The organism is Tabrizicola flagellatus (assembly GCF_008271465.1).
GTDB classification, from domain to species: domain Bacteria; phylum Pseudomonadota; class Alphaproteobacteria; order Rhodobacterales; family Rhodobacteraceae; genus Tabrizicola; species Tabrizicola flagellata.
On the sequence record NZ_VMDU01000002.1, the window covers coordinates 529,470 to 554,593 of the forward strand.

At 69.2% G+C, this 25,124-nt stretch carries 25 protein-coding genes; 8 read left to right on the top strand and 17 right to left on the bottom strand.

The window, feature by feature from the left end:
- Positions 1-5: 5 nt before the first annotated feature.
- Positions 6-2,081: a 4Fe-4S binding protein gene (locus FL625_RS05650; protein WP_149587642.1), complete on the top strand. Its 2,076-nt coding sequence runs from the start codon at positions 6-8 to the stop codon at positions 2,079-2,081.
- Entirely contained in the window at positions 2,078-2,929 is an 852-nt protein-coding gene (locus FL625_RS05655) for an FAD:protein FMN transferase (protein WP_149587643.1), read from the top strand. The genes FL625_RS05650 and FL625_RS05655 overlap by 4 nt, the downstream gene beginning before the upstream one ends.
- Before the next feature lie 114 nt (positions 2,930-3,043).
- On the opposite strand, the gene FL625_RS05660 is transcribed toward FL625_RS05655, so the two are convergent.
- From FL625_RS05660 to pedF, 6 genes are all read right to left on the bottom strand, one after another.
- Positions 3,044-3,832, bottom strand: coding sequence for an FAD binding domain-containing protein (locus FL625_RS05660; protein ID WP_149587644.1), 789 nt, complete (start codon positions 3,830-3,832; stop codon positions 3,044-3,046).
- A 10-nt stretch (positions 3,833-3,842) separates the two neighbouring features.
- Positions 3,843-6,221: a xanthine dehydrogenase family protein molybdopterin-binding subunit gene (locus FL625_RS05665; RefSeq protein WP_149587645.1), complete on the bottom strand. Its 2,379-nt coding sequence runs from the start codon at positions 6,219-6,221 to the stop codon at positions 3,843-3,845.
- Positions 6,222-6,230: 9 nt separating this feature from the next.
- Positions 6,231-6,716: a (2Fe-2S)-binding protein gene (locus tag FL625_RS05670; protein WP_149587646.1), complete on the bottom strand. Its 486-nt coding sequence runs from the start codon at positions 6,714-6,716 to the stop codon at positions 6,231-6,233.
- A 39-nt stretch (positions 6,717-6,755) separates the two neighbouring features.
- On the bottom strand, positions 6,756-7,277 hold the full coding sequence (locus tag FL625_RS05675) for an SRPBCC family protein (protein ID WP_149587647.1): 522 nt from the start codon (positions 7,275-7,277) through the stop codon (positions 6,756-6,758).
- A 70-nt stretch (positions 7,278-7,347) separates the two neighbouring features.
- Complete coding sequence (locus FL625_RS05680) at positions 7,348-8,256, bottom strand: transporter substrate-binding domain-containing protein (protein ID WP_149587648.1); 909 nt, start codon at positions 8,254-8,256, stop codon at positions 7,348-7,350.
- Position 8,257: 1 nt separating this feature from the next.
- The gene (pedF, locus tag FL625_RS05685; protein ID WP_149587649.1) at positions 8,258-8,929 is read right to left on the bottom strand and encodes a cytochrome c-550 PedF; all 672 of its coding nucleotides are present in this window, start codon (positions 8,927-8,929) and stop codon (positions 8,258-8,260) included.
- Between the two features lie 161 nt (positions 8,930-9,090).
- Here pedF and FL625_RS05690 point away from each other — a divergent pair, with 161 nt between their 5' ends.
- The 5 genes from FL625_RS05690 (at position 9,091) to FL625_RS05710 (ending at position 13,463) form a co-directional block, all read left to right on the top strand.
- Positions 9,091-10,260, top strand: coding sequence for an ABC transporter substrate-binding protein (locus FL625_RS05690; protein WP_149587650.1), 1,170 nt, complete (start codon positions 9,091-9,093; stop codon positions 10,258-10,260).
- A gap of 41 nt (positions 10,261-10,301) precedes the next feature.
- Complete coding sequence (locus tag FL625_RS05695) at positions 10,302-11,282, top strand: YVTN family beta-propeller repeat protein (protein WP_268815764.1); 981 nt, start codon at positions 10,302-10,304, stop codon at positions 11,280-11,282.
- Positions 11,283-11,345: 63 nt separating this feature from the next.
- Positions 11,346-11,759: a hypothetical protein gene (locus FL625_RS05700; RefSeq protein WP_149587652.1), complete on the top strand. Its 414-nt coding sequence runs from the start codon at positions 11,346-11,348 to the stop codon at positions 11,757-11,759.
- A 121-nt stretch (positions 11,760-11,880) separates the two neighbouring features.
- Positions 11,881-12,594: an ABC transporter ATP-binding protein gene (locus tag FL625_RS05705; RefSeq protein ID WP_149587653.1), complete on the top strand. Its 714-nt coding sequence runs from the start codon at positions 11,881-11,883 to the stop codon at positions 12,592-12,594.
- Positions 12,591-13,463 (top strand): ABC transporter permease, encoded by an 873-nt coding sequence (locus FL625_RS05710; protein WP_149587654.1) that lies wholly within the window; start codon positions 12,591-12,593, stop codon positions 13,461-13,463. Before FL625_RS05705 ends, FL625_RS05710 begins: the two co-directional genes overlap by 4 nt.
- Positions 13,464-13,534: 71 nt before the next feature.
- Here the strand turns inward: FL625_RS05710 and FL625_RS05715 are convergent, their stop codons facing one another.
- From FL625_RS05715 to FL625_RS05735, 5 genes are all read right to left on the bottom strand, one after another.
- Complete coding sequence (locus FL625_RS05715; protein WP_149587655.1) at positions 13,535-15,730, bottom strand: hybrid sensor histidine kinase/response regulator; 2,196 nt, start codon at positions 15,728-15,730, stop codon at positions 13,535-13,537.
- Positions 15,727-16,911, bottom strand: a complete 1,185-nt coding sequence (locus FL625_RS05720; RefSeq protein WP_200833893.1) for an FIST N-terminal domain-containing protein — start codon at positions 16,909-16,911, stop codon at positions 15,727-15,729. The genes FL625_RS05715 and FL625_RS05720 overlap by 4 nt, the downstream gene beginning before the upstream one ends.
- Before the next feature lie 46 nt (positions 16,912-16,957).
- On the bottom strand, positions 16,958-17,620 hold the full coding sequence (locus FL625_RS05725) for a response regulator transcription factor (protein WP_235019321.1): 663 nt from the start codon (positions 17,618-17,620) through the stop codon (positions 16,958-16,960).
- 175 nt (positions 17,621-17,795) lie between these two features.
- Entirely contained in the window at positions 17,796-19,559 is a 1,764-nt protein-coding gene (locus FL625_RS05730) for a PQQ-dependent methanol/ethanol family dehydrogenase (RefSeq protein ID WP_149587657.1), read from the bottom strand.
- Positions 19,560-19,834: 275 nt separating this feature from the next.
- Positions 19,835-20,245, bottom strand: a complete 411-nt coding sequence (locus FL625_RS05735; RefSeq protein WP_149587658.1) for a c-type cytochrome — start codon at positions 20,243-20,245, stop codon at positions 19,835-19,837.
- Positions 20,246-20,535: 290 nt separating this feature from the next.
- Here FL625_RS05735 and FL625_RS05740 point away from each other — a divergent pair, with 290 nt between their 5' ends.
- Positions 20,536-21,279 carry a CPBP family intramembrane glutamic endopeptidase gene (locus FL625_RS05740; RefSeq protein WP_160147736.1) on the top strand — a complete coding sequence of 248 codons (744 nt, stop codon included), beginning with the start codon at positions 20,536-20,538 and terminating at the stop codon, positions 21,277-21,279.
- A 132-nt stretch (positions 21,280-21,411) separates the two neighbouring features.
- On the opposite strand, the gene pqqE is transcribed toward FL625_RS05740, so the two are convergent.
- From pqqE to FL625_RS05770, 6 genes are all read right to left on the bottom strand, one after another.
- On the bottom strand, positions 21,412-22,521 hold the full coding sequence (gene pqqE / locus FL625_RS05745) for a pyrroloquinoline quinone biosynthesis protein PqqE (protein ID WP_149587660.1): 1,110 nt from the start codon (positions 22,519-22,521) through the stop codon (positions 21,412-21,414).
- Positions 22,514-22,777 (bottom strand): pyrroloquinoline quinone biosynthesis peptide chaperone PqqD, encoded by a 264-nt coding sequence (pqqD, locus tag FL625_RS05750; protein WP_235019322.1) that lies wholly within the window; start codon positions 22,775-22,777, stop codon positions 22,514-22,516. The genes pqqE and pqqD overlap by 8 nt, the downstream gene beginning before the upstream one ends.
- A complete protein-coding gene (gene pqqC / locus FL625_RS05755) occupies positions 22,774-23,517 on the bottom strand; it encodes a pyrroloquinoline-quinone synthase PqqC (RefSeq protein ID WP_435532695.1) in 744 nt (247 codons plus the stop codon). Before pqqC ends, pqqD begins: the two co-directional genes overlap by 4 nt.
- Positions 23,514-24,398, bottom strand: coding sequence for a pyrroloquinoline quinone biosynthesis protein PqqB (pqqB, locus tag FL625_RS05760; RefSeq protein WP_149587661.1), 885 nt, complete (start codon positions 24,396-24,398; stop codon positions 23,514-23,516). Before pqqB ends, pqqC begins: the two co-directional genes overlap by 4 nt.
- A gap of 12 nt (positions 24,399-24,410) precedes the next feature.
- Positions 24,411-24,503 carry a pyrroloquinoline quinone precursor peptide PqqA gene (gene pqqA / locus FL625_RS05765; RefSeq protein WP_128514459.1) on the bottom strand — a complete coding sequence of 31 codons (93 nt, stop codon included), beginning with the start codon at positions 24,501-24,503 and terminating at the stop codon, positions 24,411-24,413.
- A 76-nt stretch (positions 24,504-24,579) separates the two neighbouring features.
- Positions 24,580-25,119, bottom strand: coding sequence for a tetratricopeptide repeat protein (locus tag FL625_RS05770; RefSeq protein ID WP_149587662.1), 540 nt, complete (start codon positions 25,117-25,119; stop codon positions 24,580-24,582).
- Between the last annotated feature and the right edge of the window lie 5 nt (positions 25,120-25,124).

Sequence of the window (25,124 nt, forward strand, 5' to 3'; positions counted from 1 at the left end):
GGCGCATGCGCGCGCTGCTCTGCATTCTCTGGATCTGCCTGACGGCCGTCGTCGCTGCCGCCGATCCTTCGCCGCGCGACCGGATCGCGCCCCTGATCGTGCCGCCCTACGCGCTGGGCGAGGCGCTGGATGACCGCGGGGTCTACAGCCTGCTCAACTCGGGCGGGGCAGAGGCGGGATATGTGTTCGAGACCGGCCCGCTTGCCCCCCTGCCGGGCTTTTCCGGCGGGCCGATCAACATGCTGGTGATGATCGACCTGCAGGGCACCTTCATCGATGTCCGCCTTCTCGACCATAACGAGCCGATCTTCGTCTCGGGCCTGGGCGAGGCGCCGTTCCTCAAGTTCCTCGAACAGTATCGCGGCCATTCGATCAACGAACCGCTGGTCGTGGGCACCCCCTACGGCTCCGGGGGCGGGGCCGACCTCGTCTATCTCGACGGGGTCACCAAGGCCACGGCCTCGGTCCGCATCGCGCATGAATCGATCCTGGCCGCGGCGCTGGCCGTGGCGCGCGAACGGATGCAGGGCATCCAGTCCGCGCCGCCCGCACGGCCGGACCCCGGCCTCGACGAACCCCTCACCTGGGAGGACCTGGTCGCACAGGGCATCGCCCGCAACCTGCGCGTCACCAATGCCGAGGCCGACGCGGCCTTTGCCGGGACGCTCTGGGCGACGGACGACCCCGAGGCGCGGGCGGACCCGGATGGCCTCTATCTCGACCTCTGGGCCGTGGACCTTGGCCCGCCCTCGGTCGCGCGCGCCGTGCTGAGCCCCGAAAGCCTGTCCGAACTCGGCCGCTTCCTTGCCGTCTCGCCGCAGGACGAACCGATCCTCGTGATCGACACCGCCCGGCATGGCCTCGTGTCGAAGGACTTCGTCCGCAACACCGCGCCCGACCTCCTGTCGGCCACGCAGGGTGGCCTGCCCCTGGCCCTGCGCGATGCGGACCTGTTGTTCGAGACGCTGCCAGAAGTCCCCGAAGGCACCGCGATGATCCTGCGCATCGACCGCCGCCTCGGGTTCGATCCCGCCGCCGACTGGGAGCTGTCCGCCACCGCGCTGCGCGAACATGGCCAGTTCCAGCCCGAGATCGGCAGCGCCCATTTCACACTGACCCTCGCCGCGCCCGAACGGTTCTTCCTGCGCGAAACCCCGCCGGAGAAACTCGCCCCCTGGCAGGAGGCGATCCTGAACCGGCAGACGGATCTCTGGGCGCTGACCGGGCTTCTTGCCGTGATGCTTGCCGCCCTCGGCCCCGGGATGAACCGTCTGGCCGACCACGCGCTGTTCACCCCGATCCGCCTTGCCACCCTTGTCGTCGTCACCGGCTTCATCGGCTTCTGGGGACAGGGGCAGCTGTCCATCGTCACGCCGCTTGCCACGCTGCGCACCGCGCTGGACGGCGGGTCGCTGGCCTTCCTCCTTTACGACCCCTTCTCCCTTCTCATCTGGGCGACCGCCATCCTCGGCTTCGTCCTCTGGGGCAGGGGGCTCTTCTGCGGCTGGCTCTGCCCCTTCGGCGCGTTGCAGGAATTCGCACACCACGCGGGCCGCCTGCTCCGCCTGCCGCAATGGGATCCCCCGGCCCGCTGGGACGGCCGGCTGAAATGGCTCAAGTACGGCCTTCTCGCGGCGCTCGTCGGTGTCACGCTCTTCGCCCCCGGCCAGCTCGACACCGCCGCCGAGGTGGAACCCTTCAAGACCGCCATCACCACCTTCTTCCTCCGCGACTGGCCCTTTGTCGCCTATGCGGCGCTGTGGCTGGTCCTTAGTCTCTTCACCTTCAAGGGCTTCTGCCGCTGGGTCTGCCCGCTCGGCGCGCTCATGGCGATCGGCGGCCTGATCCGCGGCCGCGACTGGATCGCCCGGCGCAAGGAATGCGGCTCGCCCTGCCAGCTGTGCCGGGTGCGCTGCAAGTACGGGGCGATCAAGGCGAGCGGACAGGTCGCGTATTCGGAGTGTTTCCAGTGCCTCGACTGCGTGACGATCCACAATTCGCCAGCCGCCTGCGTCCCTCTGGTCCTCGCCGGCAAGGGCCGCCCCCTCGCTCCCCCGCAACTGCGCGAGGCGAAGGCATGAACCGCCGCCGCTTCCTTGCCCTGTCCGCCGCGGCGCTGGCCACCCCGGCCCGGGCGCAAACGACATGGCGGGGTCGCGCCTTCGGGGCCGACTGCGCCCTCACCCTCGCCGGCGACGTGCGACGGGCCGAGGCCGCGCTGGCAAGCCTCCCGGCGCTGATCGAGGCCATCGAGGCCGACTTCTCCCTCCACCGCCCCTCGGCCCTGACCAGCCTGAACGCGACGGGCCGTCTTGCCGACCCATCCCCCGCCTTCCGCGCGTTGACGGACCTCGCCGATGCCGTCCACCACCTGACGGACGGTGCCTTCGACCCCAGCGTCCAGCCCCTCTGGCAGGCCGCCGCCGAGGGTCGCCCGACCGCTGCCCCCATCGGCTGGCACCGCGTCCGCCGCGAAGGCGGCATTGTGCTCGAACCCGGCATGGCGCTGACCTTCAACGGCATCGCCCAGGGCTTCGGCGCCGATGCCGTCCGCGCCCATCTCGCCGCGCATGGCTTTGACCACGCGCTGATCGACATGGGCGAGATCGCGGCGCTCGGCGGCCCCTTCCGTCTCGGGCTAGGCGATCCGACCCATGGCCAGCTTGCCACCCGCACCCTGACCGGAACGGCGATCGCCACCTCCTCGCCCATGGCGACGCTGGCAGGCGGCCAGCCGCATATCCTGCACCCGCAGGGCCTGCCTCCGCTCTGGTCCACCGTCTCGGTCGAGGCGACCTCGGCAACCCTCGCCGACGCCCTGTCCACCGCGCTGGTCTTCCTGTCGGCAGACCGCATTGCGCGCCTCCGCCACCCCGGCCTGATCCGCGTCACGCTGATCGACCCGGACGGCAACCTGACCACGATCTGAGCGCCGGGTGCCTCCCTCCCCCTCCGTGGGGGAGGGAGGGGGTGGGGGGCACCCGGGCCAAAGAAGAAGGCCCGGCGGATCGCTCCGCCGGGCCTCTCGTTCAGTCCGGTCGGATCAGCCCGCCGCTGTCACCGCGCGCCCGGTCAGCACCTTGACGAGGTTCGCCCGATAGGCGGCCGAGCCATGCAGGTCCGAGATCATCCCCGCCGGATCCACGCTCAGCCCGGACAGCGCCGAGGCCGAGAAGTCAGCCGAAAGGGCCCGTTCGGCCTCGGCCCAGCGGAAGACGCCGTCATTGCCCGCCCCGGTCACCGCGACGCGGACGCCGCTCGCGAACTTGGCCACGAAGACCCCGGTCAGGGCAAAGCGGCTGGCGGGCTGGTTGAACTTCACATAGGCCGCCTTCTGCGGGATCGGGAAGATCACGCTGGTCACGAACTCCCCGTCCTCCAGCGCCGTGGTGAACAGGCCCTGGAAATAGTCGTCCGCCGCGATCTTGCGCTTGTTGGTCACCACCGTCGCGCCCGAGGCCAGCACCGCCGAGGGATAGCAGGCCGCCGGGTCATTGTTGGCGATCGACCCGCCGATGGTGCCGCGCGACCGCACCGCCGGGTCGCCGATGCCCCCCGCCAGATCGGCCAGCGCCGGGTAATGCGCGCGGGCCTCCTTTGCCACGACCGCATGGGGCGTCGCCGCGCCGACATGCAGGCCCCCGTCGCCCATGCAGACGCCCTGCATCTCCTTGATGCCGGTCAGGCTGACCAGCACGGTCGGCTGCGCCAGACGCTGCTTCATCGTCGGGATCAGCGTCTGCCCGCCCGACAGGGCCTGCGCCCCGTCAGCGGCCAGCGCCTTGGCCGCATCCGCGATGGTCGAGGGTTTTGCGAAATCGAAGTTGTGCATGATGGCCCCCTTACCCGTTGATCGCCGACCAGACCCGCGACGGCGAGACCGGCATGTCGATATGCGTGACGTGGGTATGTCCCCCGCGATGCAGCGCGTCGATCACCGCGTTGACCACCGCCGGCGGCGAGCCGATGGCCCCCGCCTCGCCGCAGCCCTTCACCCCCAGGGGGTTGTGCGTGCAGGGCGTCTGGCAGGAGTAGTCCACGTTGTAGAACGGCACGTCCTCGGCCCGCGGCATCGGGTAGTCCATGTAGGACCCCGTCAGAAGCTGGCCGTTCTCGTCATAGGCCGTGAACTCGCACAGGGCCTGGCCGATCCCCTGGCCCACGCCGCCATGCACCTGGCCCTCGACCACCATCGGGTTCATCACGTTGCCGAAGTCGTCGGCACAATGGAAGGCCACGACGTCCACCTTGCCGGTGTCCGGGTCCACCTCGACCTCGCAGATGTAGGCCCCGGCGGGATAGGTGAAGTTGGCCGGGTCGTAGAAGGCGGTTTCCTCCAGCCCCGGCTCCAGCGTCTCCAGCGGGTAGTTGTGCGGGACATAGGCCGAGAAGGCGATCTCGCCGAAGGTCTTGGCCTTGTCGGTACCGGCGACCTGGAACTTGCCGTTCTCGAAGGTGATGTCGCCCTCGCTGGCCTCCAGCATGTGCGCGGCGATCTTCTTGCCCTTGGCGATGATCTTGTCCACCGCCTTGGCCATCGCCGTGCCGCAGACCGCCAAGGACCGCGAGCCGTAGGACCCCATTCCGAAGGGGATTTTCGAGGTGTCGCCATGCACGATCTCGACCGAGGATTCCGGGATGCCCAGCTTCTCGGCCACGATCTGCGCGAAGACCGTCTCGTGCCCCTGGCCGTGGCTGTGCGCCCCGGTCATGACGCTGATGTTGCCGGTCGCGTTCACCCGAACCGTCGCCGCGTCGTAAAGGCCGACGCGAGACCCCAGCACGCCGACCAGATGGCTGGGAGCGATCCCGCAGGCCTCGATCCAGGTGGACAGCCCCATGCCGCGCAGCTTGCCGCGCTTCTTCGACTCGGCCGCCCGCTTCTCGAAGCCGGCGACATCGGCGATCTGCATCGCCTTGTCCAGCGTCGCATGATAGTTGCCGGTGTCATAGACCAGCCCCACGGGCGTCGTGTAGGGGAACTGGTCCGGCGTCAGCAGATTCTTCCGCCGCACCTCGAACGGGTCGAGGTTCAGCTCGCGGCACATCTTGTCGATCACCCGCTCGAGGCTGAAGGTCGCCTCGGGACGGCCCGCGCCGCGGTAGGCATCGACCGGCGCCGTGTTGGTGAAAACGGTTTTCACGTTCACATAGACATGCGGCACCTTGTAGGGCCCGGCCATCAGCGTGCCGTGCAGGAAGGTGGGCGTCGCGGTCGAGAAGTTCGAGAGATAGGCCCCCACGTTCGCCAGCGTCTCGGTCCGGATCGCCAGGATCTGCCCGTCCTTGGTGCAGCCCAGCTCGATCTTCGTCACATGGTCGCGGCCATGCGCATCGGTCAGGAAGCTCTCCGACCGCTCCGCCGTCCAGCGCACCGGGCGCGCGAGCTTCTTCGCCGCCGCCAGCACCAGCGCCTCTTCGCCGTAGTGATAGATCTTCGACCCGAAACCGCCGCCCACATCGGGCGCGACCACGGTCAGCTTGTTCTCCGGGATGCCCAGCACAAATGCCGCCACCAGCAGCCGCGTCAGGTGCGGGTTCTGGCTGGTCGTCGTCAGCTTGTAGTCGCCCGTCCCCGGGTTGTACTCGCCGATCGAGGCGCGCGGCTCCATCGCGTTCGGCACCAGACGGTTGTTGACCAGTTCCAGCGTCACCACATGCGGCGCGGCCTTCATCGCCGCATCGACCGCCGCGCGGTTGTCCTCGATCCAGCCCCAGTCGAAGCAGAGGTTGTCCGGGATCTCGTCATGCACGCGGTTCGACGGATCGGCCACCGCCGCCTTCATGTCGATGATCGCCGGAAGCTCCTCGATCACCGAATCCGCGGCCAGCTGTTCCGCCGCGTCCTTGGCCTGGGCGTAGGTCTCGGCCACCACGGCGGCATAGGCGTCGCCCACATGACGCACCTTGCCATGCGCCAGCACGGGGCGCTTCGGTTCGCGCATCGGCGTGCCGTCGCGGCTGTTGATCAGCCAGCCCGCCGGGTTGCCGCCCACGTCCTTGAAATCCTCGCCGGTGAAGACGGCCAGCACACCCGGCATCGCCGCCGCCTTCGACGTGTCGATCGACTTGATCCGGCCATGTGCGACGGTCGAACGGACGAAGACCGCATAGGTCTGCCCGTGCAGCGCCAGGTCGTCGGTATAGACCCCGCGTCCCGTCAGGAAGCGGACATCCTCGCGGCGCTTCATGGACGCGCCAATCCCGGTATCCTTCGGCATCTTCCCCCCCTATTCCGCGGCCAGGGCCGAGACGTCCTGCCCACTGGCAGCCATCACGGCCTTTACGATGTTGTGGTAGCCCGTGCAGCGGCAGATGTTGCCGTCGAGGTAGTGGCGCACCTCGGCCTCGGTCGGCTTGGGGTTCTCCGCCAGCAGCGCGGCCGAGGACATCACCATCCCCGGCGTGCAGAAGCCGCATTGCAGGCCGTGATGGTCCTGGAAGGCCTGCTGGATCACCGACAGCGACCCGTCCGGATTGGCCATGCCTTCGATCGTCTTGACGTTCGCCCCCGCCACATCCGCCGCAAAGACGGTGCAGCTTTTCACCGGCTTGCCATCGACATGCACCACGCAGGCGCCGCACTGGCTGGTGTCGCAGCCGACATGGGTGCCGGTCAGCCCCAGCCCCTCGCGCAGGAAGGAGGACAGCAGCGTCCGCCCCTCCACCTCGCCGGAAACGGCCTTGCCGTTCACGGTCATCGAGACCTTGGTCATCTTAACTCCTCCCTGGGTCGTCCTAGGTATGCAGCCGGTTCAACCGAGCAGTCGTTTGAACCAACCCTTCTTCTTTTCCCCCGAATCGGCAACAGCTTCTTCGGTCACAACTTCGTCTTCCGGTTCCTCGACCGCCGCCTGGAACCGGGTGAAGAACTCGTCCGCCAGCTTCCTGGCGAAACTGTCGATGATCCGGCTGCCCAGCTGGGCGATCTTGCCGCCGACATTGGCCTCGGCCGCGTAGGTCAGCCGCGTGCCGCCCTCGAAAGGTTCGAAGCTCACATCCGCGCCGCCCTTGGCGAAGCCCGCGACGCCGCCCTTGCCCTCGCCGCTGATCTTCAGCGACCGGCCCTCGACGATGTCGGACAGTTGCACCAGCCCGGTGAAAGTCGCCGACACCGGGCCGACCTTCTGCTTGACCACCGCCTCGTAGCCCTCGGCCACGGACCCCGTCAGGCTCTCGCAGCCCGGGATGCATTCCTTCAGCACGTCGGGGTTCAGGATCGCATCCCAGACGACCTTCGGGTCCGCCTTGATCTCGCGGGTGTCGGTCAGTTTCATGATTGGTCCCTCTGTTGGGCACAGCCTAAGCGCCGCGCGGGCAAGCGGCTATGCTGCCTAAGTCGTAGGTTCATCGGTCGGGCGGGGTGAAGTCGAGTCCGTATTGCGCGAAGATCGCCGCGATCCGCCCGTCGGCCAGCGCGGCGGCCACCGCCTCGTCCACCGCATAGCCGAGGTCGCGGTGGCTCTGGTGCAGCGCGACCCCCAGCGTCCAGCGCGACAGCTGGAACCCCGGAAGCAGCGGCGCATGGACCGCGACGCCCTCGCCCGCCCCGGCCTCCAGCTGCGACAGGGGGCCCATCACCGCCCAGACCTCGCCCCCGGCCAGCCCCTCCATCGCGTCCGCCACGGTCTTGTAGCGGGTGATCCTGGCCGAAGCGCCGAAGGTCGAGGTCAGGTAGAAATCGGAAATGGAGTCGTTCTCGACCCCCACCGGGTCATAGACGAAGAAGGACGGCACCGGCCCGCCCGGGTGCCGGCCATCCGCGTTCGGCTCCTGCACCGCGTCGGGATAGTCGTCGATCCGGTAGGCGATGCCGACCTTCTCTCCGGCGTATTGCCCGGTGAAGACCACCTGTTCCACCCGGCAGGTGAAGTCGCTGTTGTAGGGCACCCGCATCATCAGGTTGGATACGCGCCCCCCAACCGCCGCGCCCTTCCAGACATAGTTCAGGAGGTCCGCCTCCAGCGTCTCGCCCGATTGCACGAAACGGAACCGAGGCTCCACCCCAAGGCTTTCGGCGATGATCCGCCCGACCTCGACGTCCACGCCCCTCGCCGTGGCACCGTCCTGCCAGCTGTAGGGGGGATAGTCCTCGTAAACCGCGATCTCGATCCAGCCTCGGTCGATGATCTCGTCCAGGGTCTGGCCCACGAACTCGCGCGGGGTGTTCTGCGGGCGCGCGCCGGGCTTGTGATCCTCGCAGCGGGCATTGGCCACACCCGCCGCCAGCACCAGGGCAAGAACCGCCCGCCACATCTCAGTGCGCCGCCGACAGCCCGATCGTCAGCATCTCGGCCGCGTGCTTCTTGGCCGCGGGCGAGCCGTCCAGCGCCAGCGCCGCCCGCAGCGCCGCCGAATCCGCCTTCGGCGCGCCCGAGGCGGTGACGATCCCCGCCGCGATCTCCATCAGCTCCGCCTTCAGCGCGGCCTCGTCTCCGTCGCCCGCCATCAGCTGGTCCCGGATCGCACCCAGCCGGTCCTTGTGCGCCTCAAGCGCGCCGTCCTCGGGCCGGGTCTCGATATAGGTCCGGATCGCCCAGGCCGCCTTCTGGCCGAGGATCTCGCCGAAGGCCGGCATCTTCGTGGTGCCGTCCTGGGTGTAGCCGTGCCGGAAGCGTTCGGCGAACCATTCGTCGCCGTATTCCGCCGCCTCGAGGAAGCGCAGGTCCGGCGCCAGCCCGCCCGAGACCACGCCCAGCCCGTGACAGCGCGCGCAGTTCTGGTTGTAGCCGGAATCCCCGATCAGCACCGCCTGCCACCAGACCTCTTCCCCGACCTTGTCGGCGCGGTAGGGGTTCTCGATCAGCCATTCCTCACCCACGTCCGGCAGGGCATCCGTGTTCACCGGCTGCGGGGCGACATCGCCATGGGCAAAGGCCAGGCTCGCCGTCACGCACAGGGCAAGGCCCGCGATCGGAGCACGTTTCATCGGTGGGTCCTCCCTCAATATCTCGGGCCAAGGGGTAACCCCTGCCTCTCCGCCCCGCCATTCGACCAAGGTGCAAGCCGACCCGCCCGCCCCTGCGACGATGGTCGTATTGGCCTCGGCCCCCCTCTGCCGCAGGCTCCCGGGACTGGAGGGAGGGCTCCATGTTCCGCCTGTTCGTCACCATCGCCAGCCTGGCGGTCACCGCCCCCGCGCGCGCAGACCTTCCGGTGGCGATCACCTATCTGCGGCTCGAGGTGGACCGCCCGCCTGTCCTGTCGAACCTCGACCCGGTGCCCGAGGACCTGGGCATCGCCGGCGCCGAAATCGCGCTGGCCGACACCCGGACCACCGGCAGCTTCCTCGGCCACGATTACAGCCTCACGGTCGTCTCACTCCCCCCGGACGGGGACTTCGCCGCCGCCGCCCGCGCGGCGCTGCAGACCTCGCGCCTGATCCTCCTTGATGCCGATCCCGCCGCGATCCTCTCGGTCGCCGACCTGCCCGAGGCCGCCTCGGCGCTTCTCTTCAACGTCTCGTCCGGCGCCGAAAGCCTCCGCTCCGCCGACTGCCGGGCGAACCTCCTCCACACCATACCCGAGGACGCCGCCCGCACCGACGCGCTGATGCAGGTCCTGCAGCGCAAGCAGTGGCAGACGACCGTCCTCGTCACCGGCCCCAAACCCGCCGACCGCGCCTTTGCCGAGGCGCTGCGCCGCTCTGCCGCCAAGTTCGGCATCGCCATCGCGGCCGAGAAGGAATGGACCTTCGACACCGACCTGCGCGACAGCACCATGGACGAGGTGCCGCGCTTCACCCAGGACTTCCCCGACCATGACGTGATCCTGGTGGCGGACGAAACCGACGACTTCGGCCGCTACATCGAACACAACGGCTGGCTGCCCCGCCCGGTGGCGGGATCGGACGGGCTGGTCCCCACCGCCTGGTCCCATGTCATCGAAAGCTGGGGGGCGGTCCAGTTGCAGAACCGCTTCGAGGCCCATGCCCGCCGCAACATGCGCGGCCCCGACTACGCCGCCTGGGCCGCCATCCGCGCCATTGGCGAGGCGGTGACGCGCACCAGCTCGAACGACCCCGCCACGCTGCGCGCCTGGCTCCTCGCCCCCGATTTCCAGATGGACGGCTTCAAGGGCCGCGGCCTGTCGTTCCGCGCCTGGAACGGCCAGCTTCGCCAGCCGATCGCCGTGGTCAACGCCCGCGCCCTTGTGACCCTCGCCCCGGTCGAGGGCTTCCTGCACCAGCGCAACGAGATGGACACGCTGGGCCTCGACCAACCCGAATCCGCCTGCACCGCCTTCACGGAGAGCCCATGACCCGCACACCGCCTCGGCGCACCGCGCCTCCCCTCCCCCGCGTGGGGAGGGGATGGGGGAGGGGGGCCGCCCCCCTTGCCGCGACGCTCGCCCTCGTCCTTGCGACACCGGCACGCACGGATGAAATCTGGGTGACGAACGAGAAGGACGACACGATCAGCGTGATCGACACCGCGACCCTGGAAGTCACCCGCACCATCCCCACCGGCGAACGCCCGCGCGGCATCACCTTTTCCAAGGACTTCTCCCGCGTCTACATCTGCGCCTCCGACAGCGACACCGTGCAGGTGATGGACCCGGCCACCGGCGAGATCCTGCACGACCTGCCCTCGGGCGAAGACCCCGAGCAATTCGTCCTCCACCCCGACGACCGCCACCTCTGGATCGCCAACGAGGACGACGCCGTGACCACCGTGGTCGATGTGGAAAGCCGCAAGGTCGTGGCCCAGATCAACGTCGGGATCGAGCCCGAGGGCATGGGCGTCTCGCGCGACGGCTCCATCGTGGTGACGACCTCGGAAACCACGAACATGGCGCACTGGATCGACACGGCGACGCACCAGATCATCGCCAACACCCTGGTGGACAGCCGCCCCCGCCACGCAGAATTCACCGAGACCGAGCTTTGGGTCTCCTCGGAAATCGGCGGCACCGTCACCGTGTTCGACATCGCCACCAAGGCCGAGAAGGCCAAGATCCGCTTCGCGCTGCCGGGCGTGAACCAGGACCTGATCCAGCCCGTCGGCTTCGAGTTCACCCCCGATCTCACCACCGCCTTCGTCGCGCTCGGCCCCTCGAACCACGTCGCCGTGGTGAACATGCAGACCTATGAGGTCGAGACCTACATCCTCGTCGGCCGCCGCGTCTGGCATCTGGCCTTCAACCGCGACCACTCGCAGCTGTTCACCACCAACGGTGTCTCGGGCGATGTCACCGTGATCGACGTGGCCTCGCGCACCGCGCTCAAGTCCATCAAGGTCGGCCGCTTCCCCTGGGGCGCCGCCTTCCGCCCCACGGAGTAACCGATGATCCATCGCACCCGCATTCGCCCAACTACGCCTCCCCTCACCCCCGTGGGGAGGGGATTGGGGTGGGGGGCCGCAACGCTCGCCCTTCTCGCCATCCCAGCCGCAGCCCAGGACGCCCCCGCGGGCCTCTTCGCCGCCTCCAACAAGCAGGACCTGCCCGAGATCGTCCTTTCGGCAGGCGAACCCCTCGGCGACCCCTGGGTCCTGAAATCCGGCACCTATTACGAGGTCGAGATCACCTCCGACGGGTCCCAGGAACTCGCCCTGTCCGGACCGGCCTTCTTTCGCGCGATCTGGATCGACGAGATCGTGATCGAGGGGATCGAGATCCGCCCTCTCGGCCTCGACAGCGTCGAATTCGACGAGGCCGGCACCCTGGAATTGGGCTTCATCGCCATCAGGCCCGGCAGCTACACCCTGCGCACCCCGCAGGGCGGCGAGATCCAGACCTTGCAGATCACCATCGAATGACCGAAGCCCGTCCACAGCCGTTCCTCCCGACGCCTCCGGCATGGCGCCTCACCTCCCCCTCGTGGGGAGGGGATGGGGGAGGGGGGCGCCTCCCCGAATGCCATGCCGGGACGGCACCCCGATGAGCCTGAAGGTCGAGAACCTCTCCTTCTCCTACGGCCCGCGCAAGGCGCTGGACGACCTGTCCTTTGCGCTCGCCCCCGGCAGCTTCACCGCTCTCCTCGGCCCGAACGGCGCCGGCAAATCCACCCTCTTCTCCCTCCTGACCCGCCTCTTCACCGCGCCGAAAGGGCAGATCACCATCGCCGGGCACGACCTCGGGCAGGCCCCCCTCAAGGCCCTTGCCGCGCTGGGCGTGGTCTTCCAGCAGCCGACGCTCGATCTCGACCTGACCACGCGCCGCAACCTCCTCTACTACGCCGCCCTCCACGGCCTCCGCGGCCCCGCCGCCCGCGGACTGGCCGACGAGGCCCTTGCGACCCTCTCGCTCACCGACCGGGCCGACACGCCCGCGCGCAACCTCTCGGGCGGACAACGCCGCCGCGTCGAACTCGCCCGCGCGCTGATCCACCGCCCCGCCGTCCTCCTCCTCGACGAACCCAGCGTCGGCCTCGACGCCGCCTCGCGCCGGGCCATCACCGACCATGCCCACCGGCTTGCCGACCGGGGCACGACCGTCCTCTGGGCCACCCACCTGACCGACGAGGTCGGCCCCACCGACCGCTGCCTGATCCTGCACCGGGGCCGCCTCCTTGCCGACGCCCCCGCCGGGCAGATTGCCGAAGGCACCACCCTCACCGACCGCTTCCTGGCGCTCACGGCGGAAACCGCATGACCCCCGATCCCCTTCATCTGTCCCCAAATATCCCGCAGGGGGGTCCGGGGGGCGGCGCACGCCCCCCGGGGCCGGCCGCAGGGCGCTACCTCACCGCGCTCGGGGCCATCCTCCACCGCGAACTCGCCCGCTTCCTCGGCCAGAAAAGCCGGCTCGTCGCGGCGCTGGTGCGTCCCCTCGTCTGGCTTCTCGTCTTCGCCGCCGGCTTCCGCGCCGCCCTCGGCCTGTCGATCACACCCCCCTACCAGACCTACATCACCTACGAGACCTACATCCTCCCCGGCCTTCTCGGGATGATCTGCCTCTTCAACGGCATGCAGTCCTCGCTCTCCCTCGTCTACGACCGCGAGATGGGATCCATGCGGCTTCTCCTCACCGCCCCCCTGCCGCGCGGCTGGCTCCTTTTCGCGAAACTCCTCGCGGGCACGCTCATCAGCCTCCTGCAATGCCTCGTCTTCCTCGGCATCGGCTATGCCTGGGGCATCCGCCCGCCCCTGGCGGGCCTCCTCGCCGTGATCCCCGCGCTGCTTCTCACCGGCCTGATGCTCGGCGCGCTCGGCCTCCTCCTCTCCTCGCTCATCCGGCAACTCGAGAACTTCGCCGGGGTGATGAACTTCGTCATCTTCCCGATGTTCTTCCTCTCCTCCGCCCTCTACCCGCTGTGGAAGATGGCCGAGGCGAGCCCCGCGCTCGCCCGCGCCTGCGCGCTGAACCCCTTCACCCAGGCGGTAGAGCTGATCCGCTTCTCGCTCTACCTCACGCCCAACTGGCCCGCCCTCGGCTGGACCTGCCTCGCCACGGCGATCTTCGCCGCCGCCGCGCTGTATGGCTATGATCCCGCAAGGGGCTTCACGCGCGCCAAGGGCTGACCGCGCGTCGTGCCCTTCGGTTCTCCTCGCTGACCCCGCGACGAGGCGCGAAGCGCACGAGGAGCCGTCGCCTAGAGCCGCCCCACCACCGCCTCCAGCGCGCGGGGATCGATGGGCTTGTAGAGGATATCGATCCCCGCCGAGGTCGCCGCGGCGCGCACGTCCCAGCCCCGGTTCGCGGTGATCAGCCGCGCCGGCACCGTTCCATGCGCCGCCCGGACGCGGGTGACGAAGTCGATCCCCGTCATCCCCTCGCCCAGCTGGTGATCGACCAGGAACAGGTCGGGCAGGATCCCGATCTCCTCGATCAGCGCAAGCGCCTCCTCGCCCGAGGCGGCCTCGAGCACCGTCATCCCCCATTTCTCCAGCAGAAGCCCCAGCGCCCGGCGCAGTTCCGCGTCGTTCTCGACCAGGAAGGCGATCTTGTCGGCCGCAACCGGCCCGCTGCGCCGCTCGGGCAGCTCGGCGGGGAGGGGCAAGGCCGCGCCGGCATCGCTCAGCGGCACCTGCACCAGGAAACAGGTGCCCCGCCCGACCTCCGAGCGCAGCCCGAGCGGATGGCCGAGAAGCGCGCAGGCGCGTTCCACGATCGCCAGGCCCAGCCCCATCCCCTCGCTGGCCGAGGCGCGGGCATTCAGGCGGTGGAACTCCTTGAAGATGTCGTCCTGCGCCTCTTCCGGGATGCCGGGGCCAGTGTCCCAGACCTCCAGCCGCACCCCCGCGCCCCGCCGCCGCGCACCCACCAGCACCCGGCCCTGCGCCGTGTAGCGGATCGCATTGCCGATCAGGTTCTGCAGGATCCGCCGCAGATAGGCCGGGTCGCTTTCCACCACCGCACCGCAGGGCACCACCCGCAGCCGCAGCCCCTTGGCCGCCGCCATCGGCGCGAACTCGTCAGCCAGCGTGCGCAGAAGCCGGTCCAGATGCACCGCCCCCACGCTGACCGCGGCCTTCCCCGATTCCAGCTTCGAGATGTCCAGAAGCGCGTCCAGGATCCCCTCGACCGACATCAGCGCGTTCTGCGCCTTCTCCAGCGCCACCTGAGCGCCCTTGTCCAACCCCTCGCCGGTGATGGAGCTGATGAACAGCTTCGCCGCCGACAGGGGTTGCAACAGGTCGTGGCTCGCCGCCGCCACGAACCGCGACCGGCTGGCATTGGCGCGCTCGGCATGGGCCAGCGCATCCTCCAGCTCCAGCGTCCGCTCCATCACCCGCGCTTCCAGCGTCTCGTTCGCGCGGCTCAAGGCCACCAGAGCCGCGCGTTCCGCGGTCACGTCGGTGAAACTGAACACGAAGCCCCCGTCCGGCATCCCTTGCGCGAAGACGTCAAGGATCAGGTCGTCCCCCCGCCGCACCTCGAACTCCAGCGGCGGCCGGACGCCCCCCGCCGCCACCCAGTCCATCAGGGCCTCGGCGCTGATGTCGTCCGACTGGGTCTCGGCCCGGAACCGGCTGAACAGGTTCTCGAACGAGGCCCCGATCCGCAGCCGCCCCATGGGCAGCGACAGAAGCGCCCCGAGCCGCTGGTTCCAGCCCACCAGCCGCGCCTCGGCGTCGAAGATGCCGACGCCCTGGTTGATGTGGTCCAGCGTCGCCCGGATCACACGCGCCTGGTCGTCCAGAAGCTTGCCGCGCTCGTGCCGTTCGGCGCGGATGATGTCGGTCACGTCGGTCTGCAGGATCACCGTGCCGCCGTCGGCCGTCCGGTGCTCGCTCACCTGCACCCAGTGGTCGCCCGTCATCCGCACGTTGAAGATCACATGCCGGTCCTTGTGCCGCCGCATCCGGCCCTGGGCCCAGTCCGGCGCGCCCTCGCCCTCGGGCAGGGCCAGATGGGGCGAGCGGCTGACCATCGCCACATAGTCCTGGAAGGCCAGCCCCGGCTTCAACTGCGCATGGACATCCGGCATGTGCATGGCAAAGCGGCTGTTGCACATCACCAGCCGGTCCTCGCGGTCGAACAGGGCAAAGCCCTCCTGCACCGTCTCGATCGCGTTCGACAGGTTCTGCCGCGCGGTCTCGGCCTCGCGCATCGCCTCGGCAAGGCGCGCGTTCGATTCGTTCAGCAGGTCCAGTGCCCGGCCCAGGTCATGTGTGCGTTCGCGGACCTGGTCCTCCAGCAGCGCCGCGCGCTGGAACTGGGCATAGGCCGCGCCGGAATCGTCCGTCGCCTGCTCTACCCGCCGCATCAGCGCCTCGGCGATGATCAAGAGCTTCTCGGCCCGCCGCTCGGCGCTGTCGGCCGGATTGATCAGCGTCTCGATCATCCCGCGACCTTCGGCGGATAGATGGCGACCCCGGTCATGGTCTGGTTGACATGCATGGAATTCAGCTGCTCGCCATAGGTCGAAAAGCCCACCACCCCGTGCCGCTTCAACAGCGCCGAGACCGCCCCGAAGCGCTGTTTCTCCATCGCCTCGATCCGGCGCAGGATGCAGTCGCAGGCCAGGATCGCCGCCGGTCGTCCGCCCTCGGAGAGATCGCTCAGCGCCCTGTCCAGATGCACCGCCATGTCCTGCGGTTCGGCGAGCGTCAGCACCAACCCCTCGTCGATGGCCGAGAAGAAGACCAGATCCCCGTTCGGCGCCATCTGCTGGATCGCCCGGACATGGTGACTGCCGCCGATCCTCACGACGACCGGATGGGCGGCGAAGGTGAAGGTGGTCAGCTGGCCCGGGTCCTTGCCCAGAAGCCGCGCATATTCCTGCGCGGCGGGTTCGGCGTTGATCTGGTGGACGACGCGACGGGCAGGGTCCGCCCCGGTCACCACCATTCGCCGGTTGGTGGGGGTCAGGTGGTTTAGGCTGAAGACCTTCACCTTGCAGGCGGTGCGCACCAGCATCAGCACCGCCCAGCCCTGCCGGAACTGCCCGTCCTGCAGGACGAAGGTTTCCTCGAACCGCGTTCCGTCCCCGGCCGAGCCGCCGAACAGCGGCACCGGCCCCAGACCCGGCCCCAGGGCCGCCGTCAGCTCGTCCTCGCGGATCGACAGCCCGTCCACCAGCACGAAGGCGAACTCGTCCTCCCAGCCCGGATGCAGCCGCGCCAGCCCCGCCCGCGCGCGGATCAGCCGCCCGATCAGCTCCTGACCGTCCAGCACGCCAAGGTCGATCCCGAGGCAGTCCACCGCGAAGGTGGAGCGGGGCAGGGCGACCGCGACGATCTCGCCCTCCGAATATCCCTCGGGCGAGATTTCGCCCGCCGTGGTGCAGCCGATGACCGTGACACCCGGAAAGGCCCCCGGCAACCCCGCTTCCAGCGCGGCGCGGTCGGCCTCGGGCGAGACGAACAGGATCACCGCCGCGAATGGCCCCGGTCCCAGGTCGCGCGCCAGCCTGGCCAGGGCCTCCGGATCCCGCGCCCCGGCATGAGCGCGCGGCATCACCATGACGGCTTCGGCAGGAGCCAAGTTCTCGGGCGCGATCATCTGGTCCTTCTCCCCGGGGATGATGCTACGGCGCACCCTCCGATCAGGGCAAGGGATTCGGGCGGTCTCAACCGTCCTCGGGCATCAGGCTCGAGAAATTCGTCTCGCGCGCGATCAGCACCGCCTGTGTCCGGCTCTGGACGCCAAGCTTGCGCATGATCGCCGTGACATGGGCCTTGACCGTGGTCTCGGCGATGGACAGCTCGTAGGCGATCTGCTTGTTCAGCAGCCCCTCGCAGATCAGCTGCAGGATCTTCGCCTGCTGCCGGGTCAAAAGCGACAGCCGCCCGATCGCCTCTTCCTTCGCCGTGCCCTTGGCCTTGCCCTCCGGCACCGGCTCATAGCCCTCCGGCAGGAACCGCTTGCCCTCCCGCAGCGCGTCGAACGCCGCGCGGAACACCTCGCGGCGCGAGTGTTTCGGCACGAACCCAGCCGCCCCCGCGGCCAGGCAGGCCCCGATCACCCGGTTGTCGGCCAGCGAAGATACCACCAGCACCGGCACTTCCCCCGCCGCCTGCCGCAGCCGGATCAGCCCGTCGATCCCGTTCACGTCCGGCAGGTTCAGGTCCAGCACGATGGCATCCGGCGCCGGATTCAGGTCGATCCGGTGGATCGCCGTCTCCAGCCGGTCCGCCGTCTCGATCTCCTCGATCCCGGCCACCGATTTCAGCGTCATCGACAGGGCATCGCAGAACAGCGGGTGGTCGTCCACGATGAGGGCCGAGTGCATCGGGCGGGTATCAGCCTGCGGAACCATGATATTCAGCCTTCCGGGTTGGTCCATGTCCAACTCTAACCCGCCCCGTCCCGGCCCGATACAGGCCAAAAGTCCTATGATCCGAAAGCACACGCGCGCCCGGGTCTGCCCGGACGCGCGCGGCCTCGCATGGCCTGACCAGAGGGGGTCAGTTCGCCATCGCCAGTTCCTTCGGCAGCTTGAACACCCAGACCATGCCGCCCTGGTTCAGGTAGTTGACCTTGCTCGCGACCTCGCCGCCCCACAGCGGCACCGCCCCGCCCCAGCCGGAGACGACCGCGACATACTGCTCGCCGTCCATCTCCCAGGTGACGGGCTGGCCCACGATCCCCGATCCGGTCTGGAAGCTCCACAGCTCCTCGCCGGTCTCGTCGTCCAGCGCCTTGAACTCGCCTTCCGGCGTGCCGAAGAACACGAGGCCCCCGGCCGTGGTCATGACGCCGCCCCAGAGCGGCGCGGGGTTCTTGTATTCCCACTTCCATTCGCCGGTCATCGGGTCGATGGCCTTCAGGCTGCCGATGTGGTCCTCGTAATTCGGCTTGATGGTAAAGCCCGCGCCCAGATAGGCCGCGCCCTTCTTGTAGGTGATCGGCTCGTTCCAGATGTCCATGCCCCATTCGTTCGAGGGCACATAGAACAGCCCCGTCTTCTGGCTGTAGGCCATCGGCATCCAGTTCTTGCCGCCCAGGAAGGACGGCGAGGCGAAGATCACCTCGCCCTTGGCGCCATCGGCCGCCGCGGCCGGGTTCCCGGGACGGTTCTCCTCGACATAGATCGGCCGGCCGTTCTCGTCGATGCCCTTGGCCCAGGTGATGTCCTTCACGAAGGGCCAGGCGTTGAGGAACTTCCCGTCCTCGCGGTTCAGCACATAGAAGAACCCGTTGCGGTCGGCGGTGGCGAACTTCTTCTTGCCGTCCCTGTCGGTGAAGGCCACGACCTCGTTCACCCCGTCATAGTCCCAGCCCTCGCGCGGGGTGGTCTGGAAATGCCACTTGATCTCGCCCGTCGCCGGGTCCAGCCCCAGCCGCGAGGCGGCATAGAGGTTGTCCCCCGTCCCGTCGTTCTTGTCGCCCGCATTGCGCAGCCAGCTGTTCCAGGGGGCGGGGTTGCCCGCGCCGAAGACCAGCGTGTTGGTCTCGATGTCATAGGACCCGCCCAGCCAGGTCGCCCCGCCGCCGGTCTTCCACATGTCGCCGGGCCAGCTGGCATTCAGCGTCCCGGTCATGGTGCTTTCCTTGCCCATGTAGGTGCCCATGTGGCCCTCGATGGTGGGGCGCGTCCAGACCAGCTCGCCCGTCTCGGCATCGCGCGCCTGCACTTCGCCCACGATCCCGAACTCGCCGCCCGAGTTGCCGGTGATGACCAGCCCGTTCACGATCAGCGGCGCCGCGGTATAGCTGTAGCCCTCCTTGTAGTCGGCGATCTTCTTGTTCCAGACCACGTCGCCCGTCTTGGCGTTCAGCGCCACGATCCGCGCATCCAGCGTGCCGAAATAGATCTTGTCGCCATACAGCGCCGCGCCCCGGTTGATCACGTCGCAGCAGGGCAGGATGCCCTCGGGCAGGCGGGCGTCGAACTGCCACAGCTCCTTCCCGGTCTTGACGTCGATCGCGTAAAGCCGGCTGTAGGACCCGGTGATGTACATCACCCCGTCGTGGATCAGCGGCTGCGTCTCCTGACCGCGCTGCTTCTCGCCACCCAGCGAGAAGGCCCAGACCGGGACCATCTTGCCCACGTTCTCCTTGTTGATCGTCGCCAGCGGGCTGAACCGCTGCAGGTCGCGCCCCATCCCGTTGGTCAGCACGTCCCCGGTCGAGGCGGCATCCCCCGCCAGGTCCTCTTCGGTGATCCCCGCATAAGCCGGGGCAGCAAGCATCAGGGCCGCCGAAACGGCAGCGACAAAGCGGTTCATCAGGATCCCTCCCTCGGGTTTCAGACGACTGGACGGCGCGCCGGTCCCTCCCCCGGGGCCCCTGTCACCGGTCACTTTGCGTCCCAAACCGCGCCGCCGGTATTGGCCAATGGTCGTAAGCCCCCGCGCGCCCCCCGGCCTTCTGCTTGCCCTTTTCCAAATACTCCCGCTGGAGGCACGGCATTGCCCTGCCACCCGGTCCAGCGGCCATGCCGCACGGAGGAGGAGGCGAAGGCCGACGACGACAGGAAAGGCTTGCGCCGCAGGCGCGCCGCTCAGCGGCCGGTGGTCCTCAGATAGGCCAGGATGAAGTCCTGCACCGTCGGATCCTCGATGCCCACATGCCGCATCTTGGTGCCTGGGACGAGCCCGTCGTTGTCCTCCATCCAGGCCCGCAGGGCGCCGGGGGTCCAGACGAAGCCCGCGCCCTTCAGTGCCGGGGAATAGGGATAGCCCTCCATGCTGCCGGCCTTCCGTCCGACCACGCCCTCCAGGACGGGGCCATAGCTCGGGTCGCTGGCATCGGTCGCATGGCAGCGGCGGCAACTGGCCTCGAACAGCGCCTTGCCCGCGTCGATCTTGATCTTCTCGAACGCCCCCGGCTCGTCGGCGCGCAAGGGCGTCGCAAGCGGAAGCACGGACAGGACCAGCGCCAGCGCGGCAAAGGGGCGAAGGATCGGTTGCATCGCGGTCTCCTTGGCTGATGGAACCTGCCCAACTTGCGCCCGCCCGCGCCCCGCGCTGTTTGACCTGCGTCAAGCGAACCGGCCCGAATGGTCGTAGAAACCCCGGCCTCATGGTCGTAGTCCGCCCCGGACTCCGGTCCTTGCCGCCGGGCTGCTTCGCGCTTAGTCATCCGCAACCGCCCCGCGATACCCGGAACGCCTTGTCGCCGCGCATCGTTACCAAGGGCAGATGACGCCCAAGTTCCAGGACCGCGATGCCGAACCGCCTGCCCAAAGCCCTCGTGACCCTCATGGCATGGCTGGCCGTGACCGTCATCGTCGGAACGATGCTGCGCCCGCAGACCGCCGGGATCGCCGAGATCGTCGGCTTCCTCTCCGGCGGCATCGCCTGGAACGTGCTGGCCGGCGCCATCCTCCTCGCGCTTGCCACGCGCGCCTTCGGCTGGCGCGATCTCGGCTTCCGCGCGCCCCGGAGCGGCCCGGTCCTCCGGCTCGCCTGGTTTCCCGTCCTGACCCTGCTGCCCTTCTATGCCATCGCCTTCGCCGTGGGCCTGCCACCCGCGCAGGCGATTCTCTTCCTCGCGGTCAACACGGCGCTTGTCGCGCTCTCCGAAGAATGGATGTTCCGCGGCGTCCTCTTCGCGGCCTTCCGGGGGCGCATGGCCCTCTGGGCGGCGATCGCGCTGACCTCGGTCCTGTTCGGAGCGGTTCACGTCCTCAACGCCTTCGCGCTGGGCGACATCCGCCTGGCCGCCGCGCAGGCGGTCGCCGCGATGATGACCGGCACCCTCCTCGTGGCGCTGATGCTGCGCACCGGGTCGATCTGGACCGCCGTCGCATATCATCTGCTCTGGAACTTCGGCATCCTGCTCGTGGCCTACGAGACCGCGAAATATCCGCTGCCCGACGGCCCCATGCCCCCCGGCACCTACCTCATGCCGATGCTCGTCGTCCTGCCGAACTTTCTCTACGGGCTGATCCTCCTGCGGCGGTTGCCGGAGGCGGCCCGGTCCGGGCAGACCGGCGCCGACTGACCCGGAAGGATCGGCTGGGTCCTGGCAGGAGCCGGCCGGGGCAGGGCTGTTTCAGGTGGTTAACGCCCGGTTACCTTCCACGGGCAAGCCCATGATCGAAAAGCGAAATCCGAAAATGTCCACCGTGGACACTCAGCCTCCGATTCGCCGCCACCGCGCCGCGTCGAGGCCCGGCGCGTTCCCTTCCGCCGCCAGAAGCTCGTCAAGCCTCGCCCGCCCCGGCGTCCGCCGGCAGACCGGATCGGGGGCCGAGGCATCGCCGAGGACAGCCAGCGCCTGGCAGCGGCAGCCCCCGAAATCGACCTCGCGCCGGTCGCAGGACCGGCAGGGCTCGGGCATCCACTCCGTCCCCCGAAACGCCGCGAAGGCCGGGCCGCGATACCAGATCTCGTCCAGCGGGGTCTCCCTGACGTTGGCGAAGACCATCCCCGGGATCGTCTGCGCCGCGTGGCAGGGCAGGACGGCGCCGTCCGGGGCCACGTTCAGCCCGGTCGAGCCCCAGCCCCCCATGCAGGCCTTGGGCAGGTCGGCGTAGTAATCCGGCGGCACGAAGTCGATCACCAGCCGCCCCGCGCGGTCCCGGCGGGCCGCCCCGACCAGCTGCTTGGCCTCCTCGACCTGCTCGAGCGTCGGCTGCAACACGGCCCGGTTCGCCAGTGCCCAGCCCTGGAACTGGACGCAGGCCACCTCCACCCGTCGCGCGCCCAGCCGTTCGGCCAGATCGAAGACCTCGGGCAGCTCCGCCAGATTGTGCCGGTGCATCACCGCGTTCAGGGTCAGCGCGAGACCGGCCGCCGCCAGCGCCTCCGCCACCTCCATCTTGCGGGCAAAGCCGCCCCGGTAGCCGCCCACCCGGTCCGCCGTCTCGGCCCGCGTGCCCTGAACGGACAGCTGGACATGATCCACCCCCGCCGCGACCAGCGCCGCGATCCGGTCGGCGGTCAACCCGATGCCAGAGGTGATGAGGTTGGCATAAAGCCCCGCCCCCCGCGCCGCGGCGACGATCTCTTCCAGATCCCGGCGCGAGGCGGGCTCGCCGCCCGACAGGTGCACCTGCAACACCCCCAGCGCCGCCGCCTGCCGGAAGACCTCGGCCCAGTCCGCGACCGAAAGCTCGGCCTCGCGCCGGGTCAGCTCCAGCGGGTTCGAGCAATAGGGGCAGGAGAGCGGGCAGCGATGCGTCAGCTCGGCCAGAAGCGCGATGGGCGGCGGGACGGCGGTGGGGCGGGCTCCGTCAGGCATGAAGGTCCACCAGCCGCTCGCGGGCGAGACCTTCCAGGAACTCGGTCACGTCCGGGCCGACCTCTTCCGCCGGCGCGTCGAAGGCGGCGGCGAGGTCCGCGACCAGCGCCGCGACCGCCGTCGCCCCGTCCACCCGGGACAGGATCGCATGGCCCACCGCGTCCAGCATCAGCACCCGCTCGGGGGCGAGCAGCACATGCGTCCCGCGCACCGCGTCCCAGTGCAGCCGTACGCCGGGGGGCAGGGCGGGCGTCACCGCAGCCCCTCGCCCGGCCGCCAGGCGCCGGGGGGGATGTTCCCCGGTTCGACATAGCCGTGCCAGAGCGCATCGAGCTGTGCCCAGAGCACATCGGTCTTGAAGGTCAGCGCCGCAGCCGCCGCGTCCTGGTCCTCGGGCGTGCGGGCGTGGTCGAGAACCCATTGCAGCCCGAAGGCCACATCCTTCGGCGCCTCGGTCAGGCGATGCCGGAAATAGGCCATCGTCTCGGGCGTGGCGAAATCGTAGTGCTCCAGCAGCCCCGCGATCCGTTCGGCATGGATCCTCGGCGCGAAAAGCTCGGTCAGCGAAGAGGCCACTGCCTGCAAGAGCGGCCTTTCGCGGACATAGGCCACATAGGCATCCACCGCAAAGCGCGTCGCCGGCATGACGCCTGCGCCCGAGGCCACATAGTCGGGGTCGAGCCCCACCGCCTCGGCCAGCCTGAGCCAGCGCCGGATGCCGCCCTCGCGGCCCTCGGCGCCGTCGTGGTCCTCGATCCGGCTCCGCCAGGCGCGGCGGAGATCGGGATCCTCGACCCGGCTCATGAAGGCCGCGTCCTTCATCGGGATCCGGCTCTGGTAATACCAGCGGTTGACCACCCAGGCGCGGACCTGGTCCACCGTCGCCCCGCCCCCGTGCAGAAGGCGGTGAAAGGGGTGGCGGTCGTGATAACGCTCGTCCCCGATCCGGCGCAGCCGCGCCTCGAAGTCGCTTGTCGGTTTCGTCATCTCGGTCATGCCGCTATCTCCATCCCGTCAAGGGCGATGTCCCATCCCGCCGCAGTCACCGCCGCGCGCTCCGGACTGCCGGGGCGCAGGATGGGATTGGTGTTGTTGATGTGGATCAGGATCTTGCGCCCGACCCGGCGTCCCGAAAGGCGCTCGAGCGTGCCGCCCGCCCCCCCGATCGCCACATGGCCCATGCGCGCGCCGGTCTTGGCGCCGACGCCTTCGCGGATCATCTCGTCGTCGTGGAAAACGGTGCCGTCGAAGAACAGCACGTCTGCCCCCTCGATCCGGTCCAGCAGCCAGTCGGGCAGACTGGCGCAGCCGGGAATGTAAAGGACACGCTTGCCGCCGCCCGTGATTTCGAGCCCGACGGTCTGCCCGCCCATGCGATGGTCGGCGCCCTGTTCGGCCTCGAGGAACAGCGCCACCTTGCCGGGCACGGCAAAGGGCGTGACGGTCAGGCCGGGGATGGGATTGAAGCCCTCGTCCAGCGTCATGTCCCGACGCAGCACCACCTCGGACAGAACGCCGAACACCGGGCTTGCCGCCAGCACGGCATGGGTCTCGGCGCTGGCCCAGAGATCGAAGCCCGTGCCCTCGCGCAGGGACAAAAGTCCGGCGATGTGATCGACGTCGGCATTGGTGACCACCACCCCCTTGACCGGGCTGCCCCGCAGCCCCTGCGGCGCAAAGCGCGGCGCCGCCAGCTGGGCGCGGATGTCGGGCGAGGCGTTCAGCACCACCCATCCGGTGCCGTCCAATGAAACGGCCACGGACGATTGCGTCATCCGTGGCAGGTCACCCGCGCGGGCCAGGGAGCAATTCCGGCAGGCACAGTTCCATTGCGGCACCCCGCCGCCCGCAGCGGCGCCGAGTACCGTCAGGATCATGGCATGTTCCGATCAGACCAGGGTGCGGTCGTCCTCGGCGGGGCCGTACATGTTGATTTCCATGCCGCAGCGCACTTCCACGGCCTTGGGTTTCGTCCAGCGCATCTTGGGTCCTCCTCCATCTGATGCCGGTGAGTAAGCCATGATTCCGCCCCGGGGCCTATGCGACCTTCGGAGGGGGTCAGTAGAGACGTTTCTCGTATTTCCAGTCGTCCGCGTCGGGGGTGACCTCGTCGAGGTCATAGCCCGCCGCCTGCAGCCTTTGCGCCACCGGCAGACCCGCCGCCGCCGCCCGGTCAACCAGCGCGCGCCCCGCGGCCTGGTCCTGCGCGACGCCGCGCCCGCGCATCAGGTCCAGCCCGTAGTTGAACTGGCCAACCGGATCTCCCGCCTCGGCGGCCATCCGGTCCCAGTTCGCGGCGCGGGCCGGGTCCTCGTCGGGCGCGCCGAGGCCGTTGTCGTCGAGCTGCGCGATCCAGGTCATCGCCCCGGTCCAGCCATCGCGCGCGCAGGCCTCGAACACGTCGCGCGCATGGTCGTGGTCGCCCTTCTTGGTGATCCCGTAGCCGGCGGCGCAATGCATCATGCTGGTCTCGCCCCGGGCGACATCGTCGAGGATGCGGGCGATGGTCATCTCCTCGGGGTTGAGGACGCCGATGTCCTCCTCCGGCTCGGCCAGGGCGGGCAGGGCAGACAGGAACAGGATCAGGATCGCGCGCATGAGTC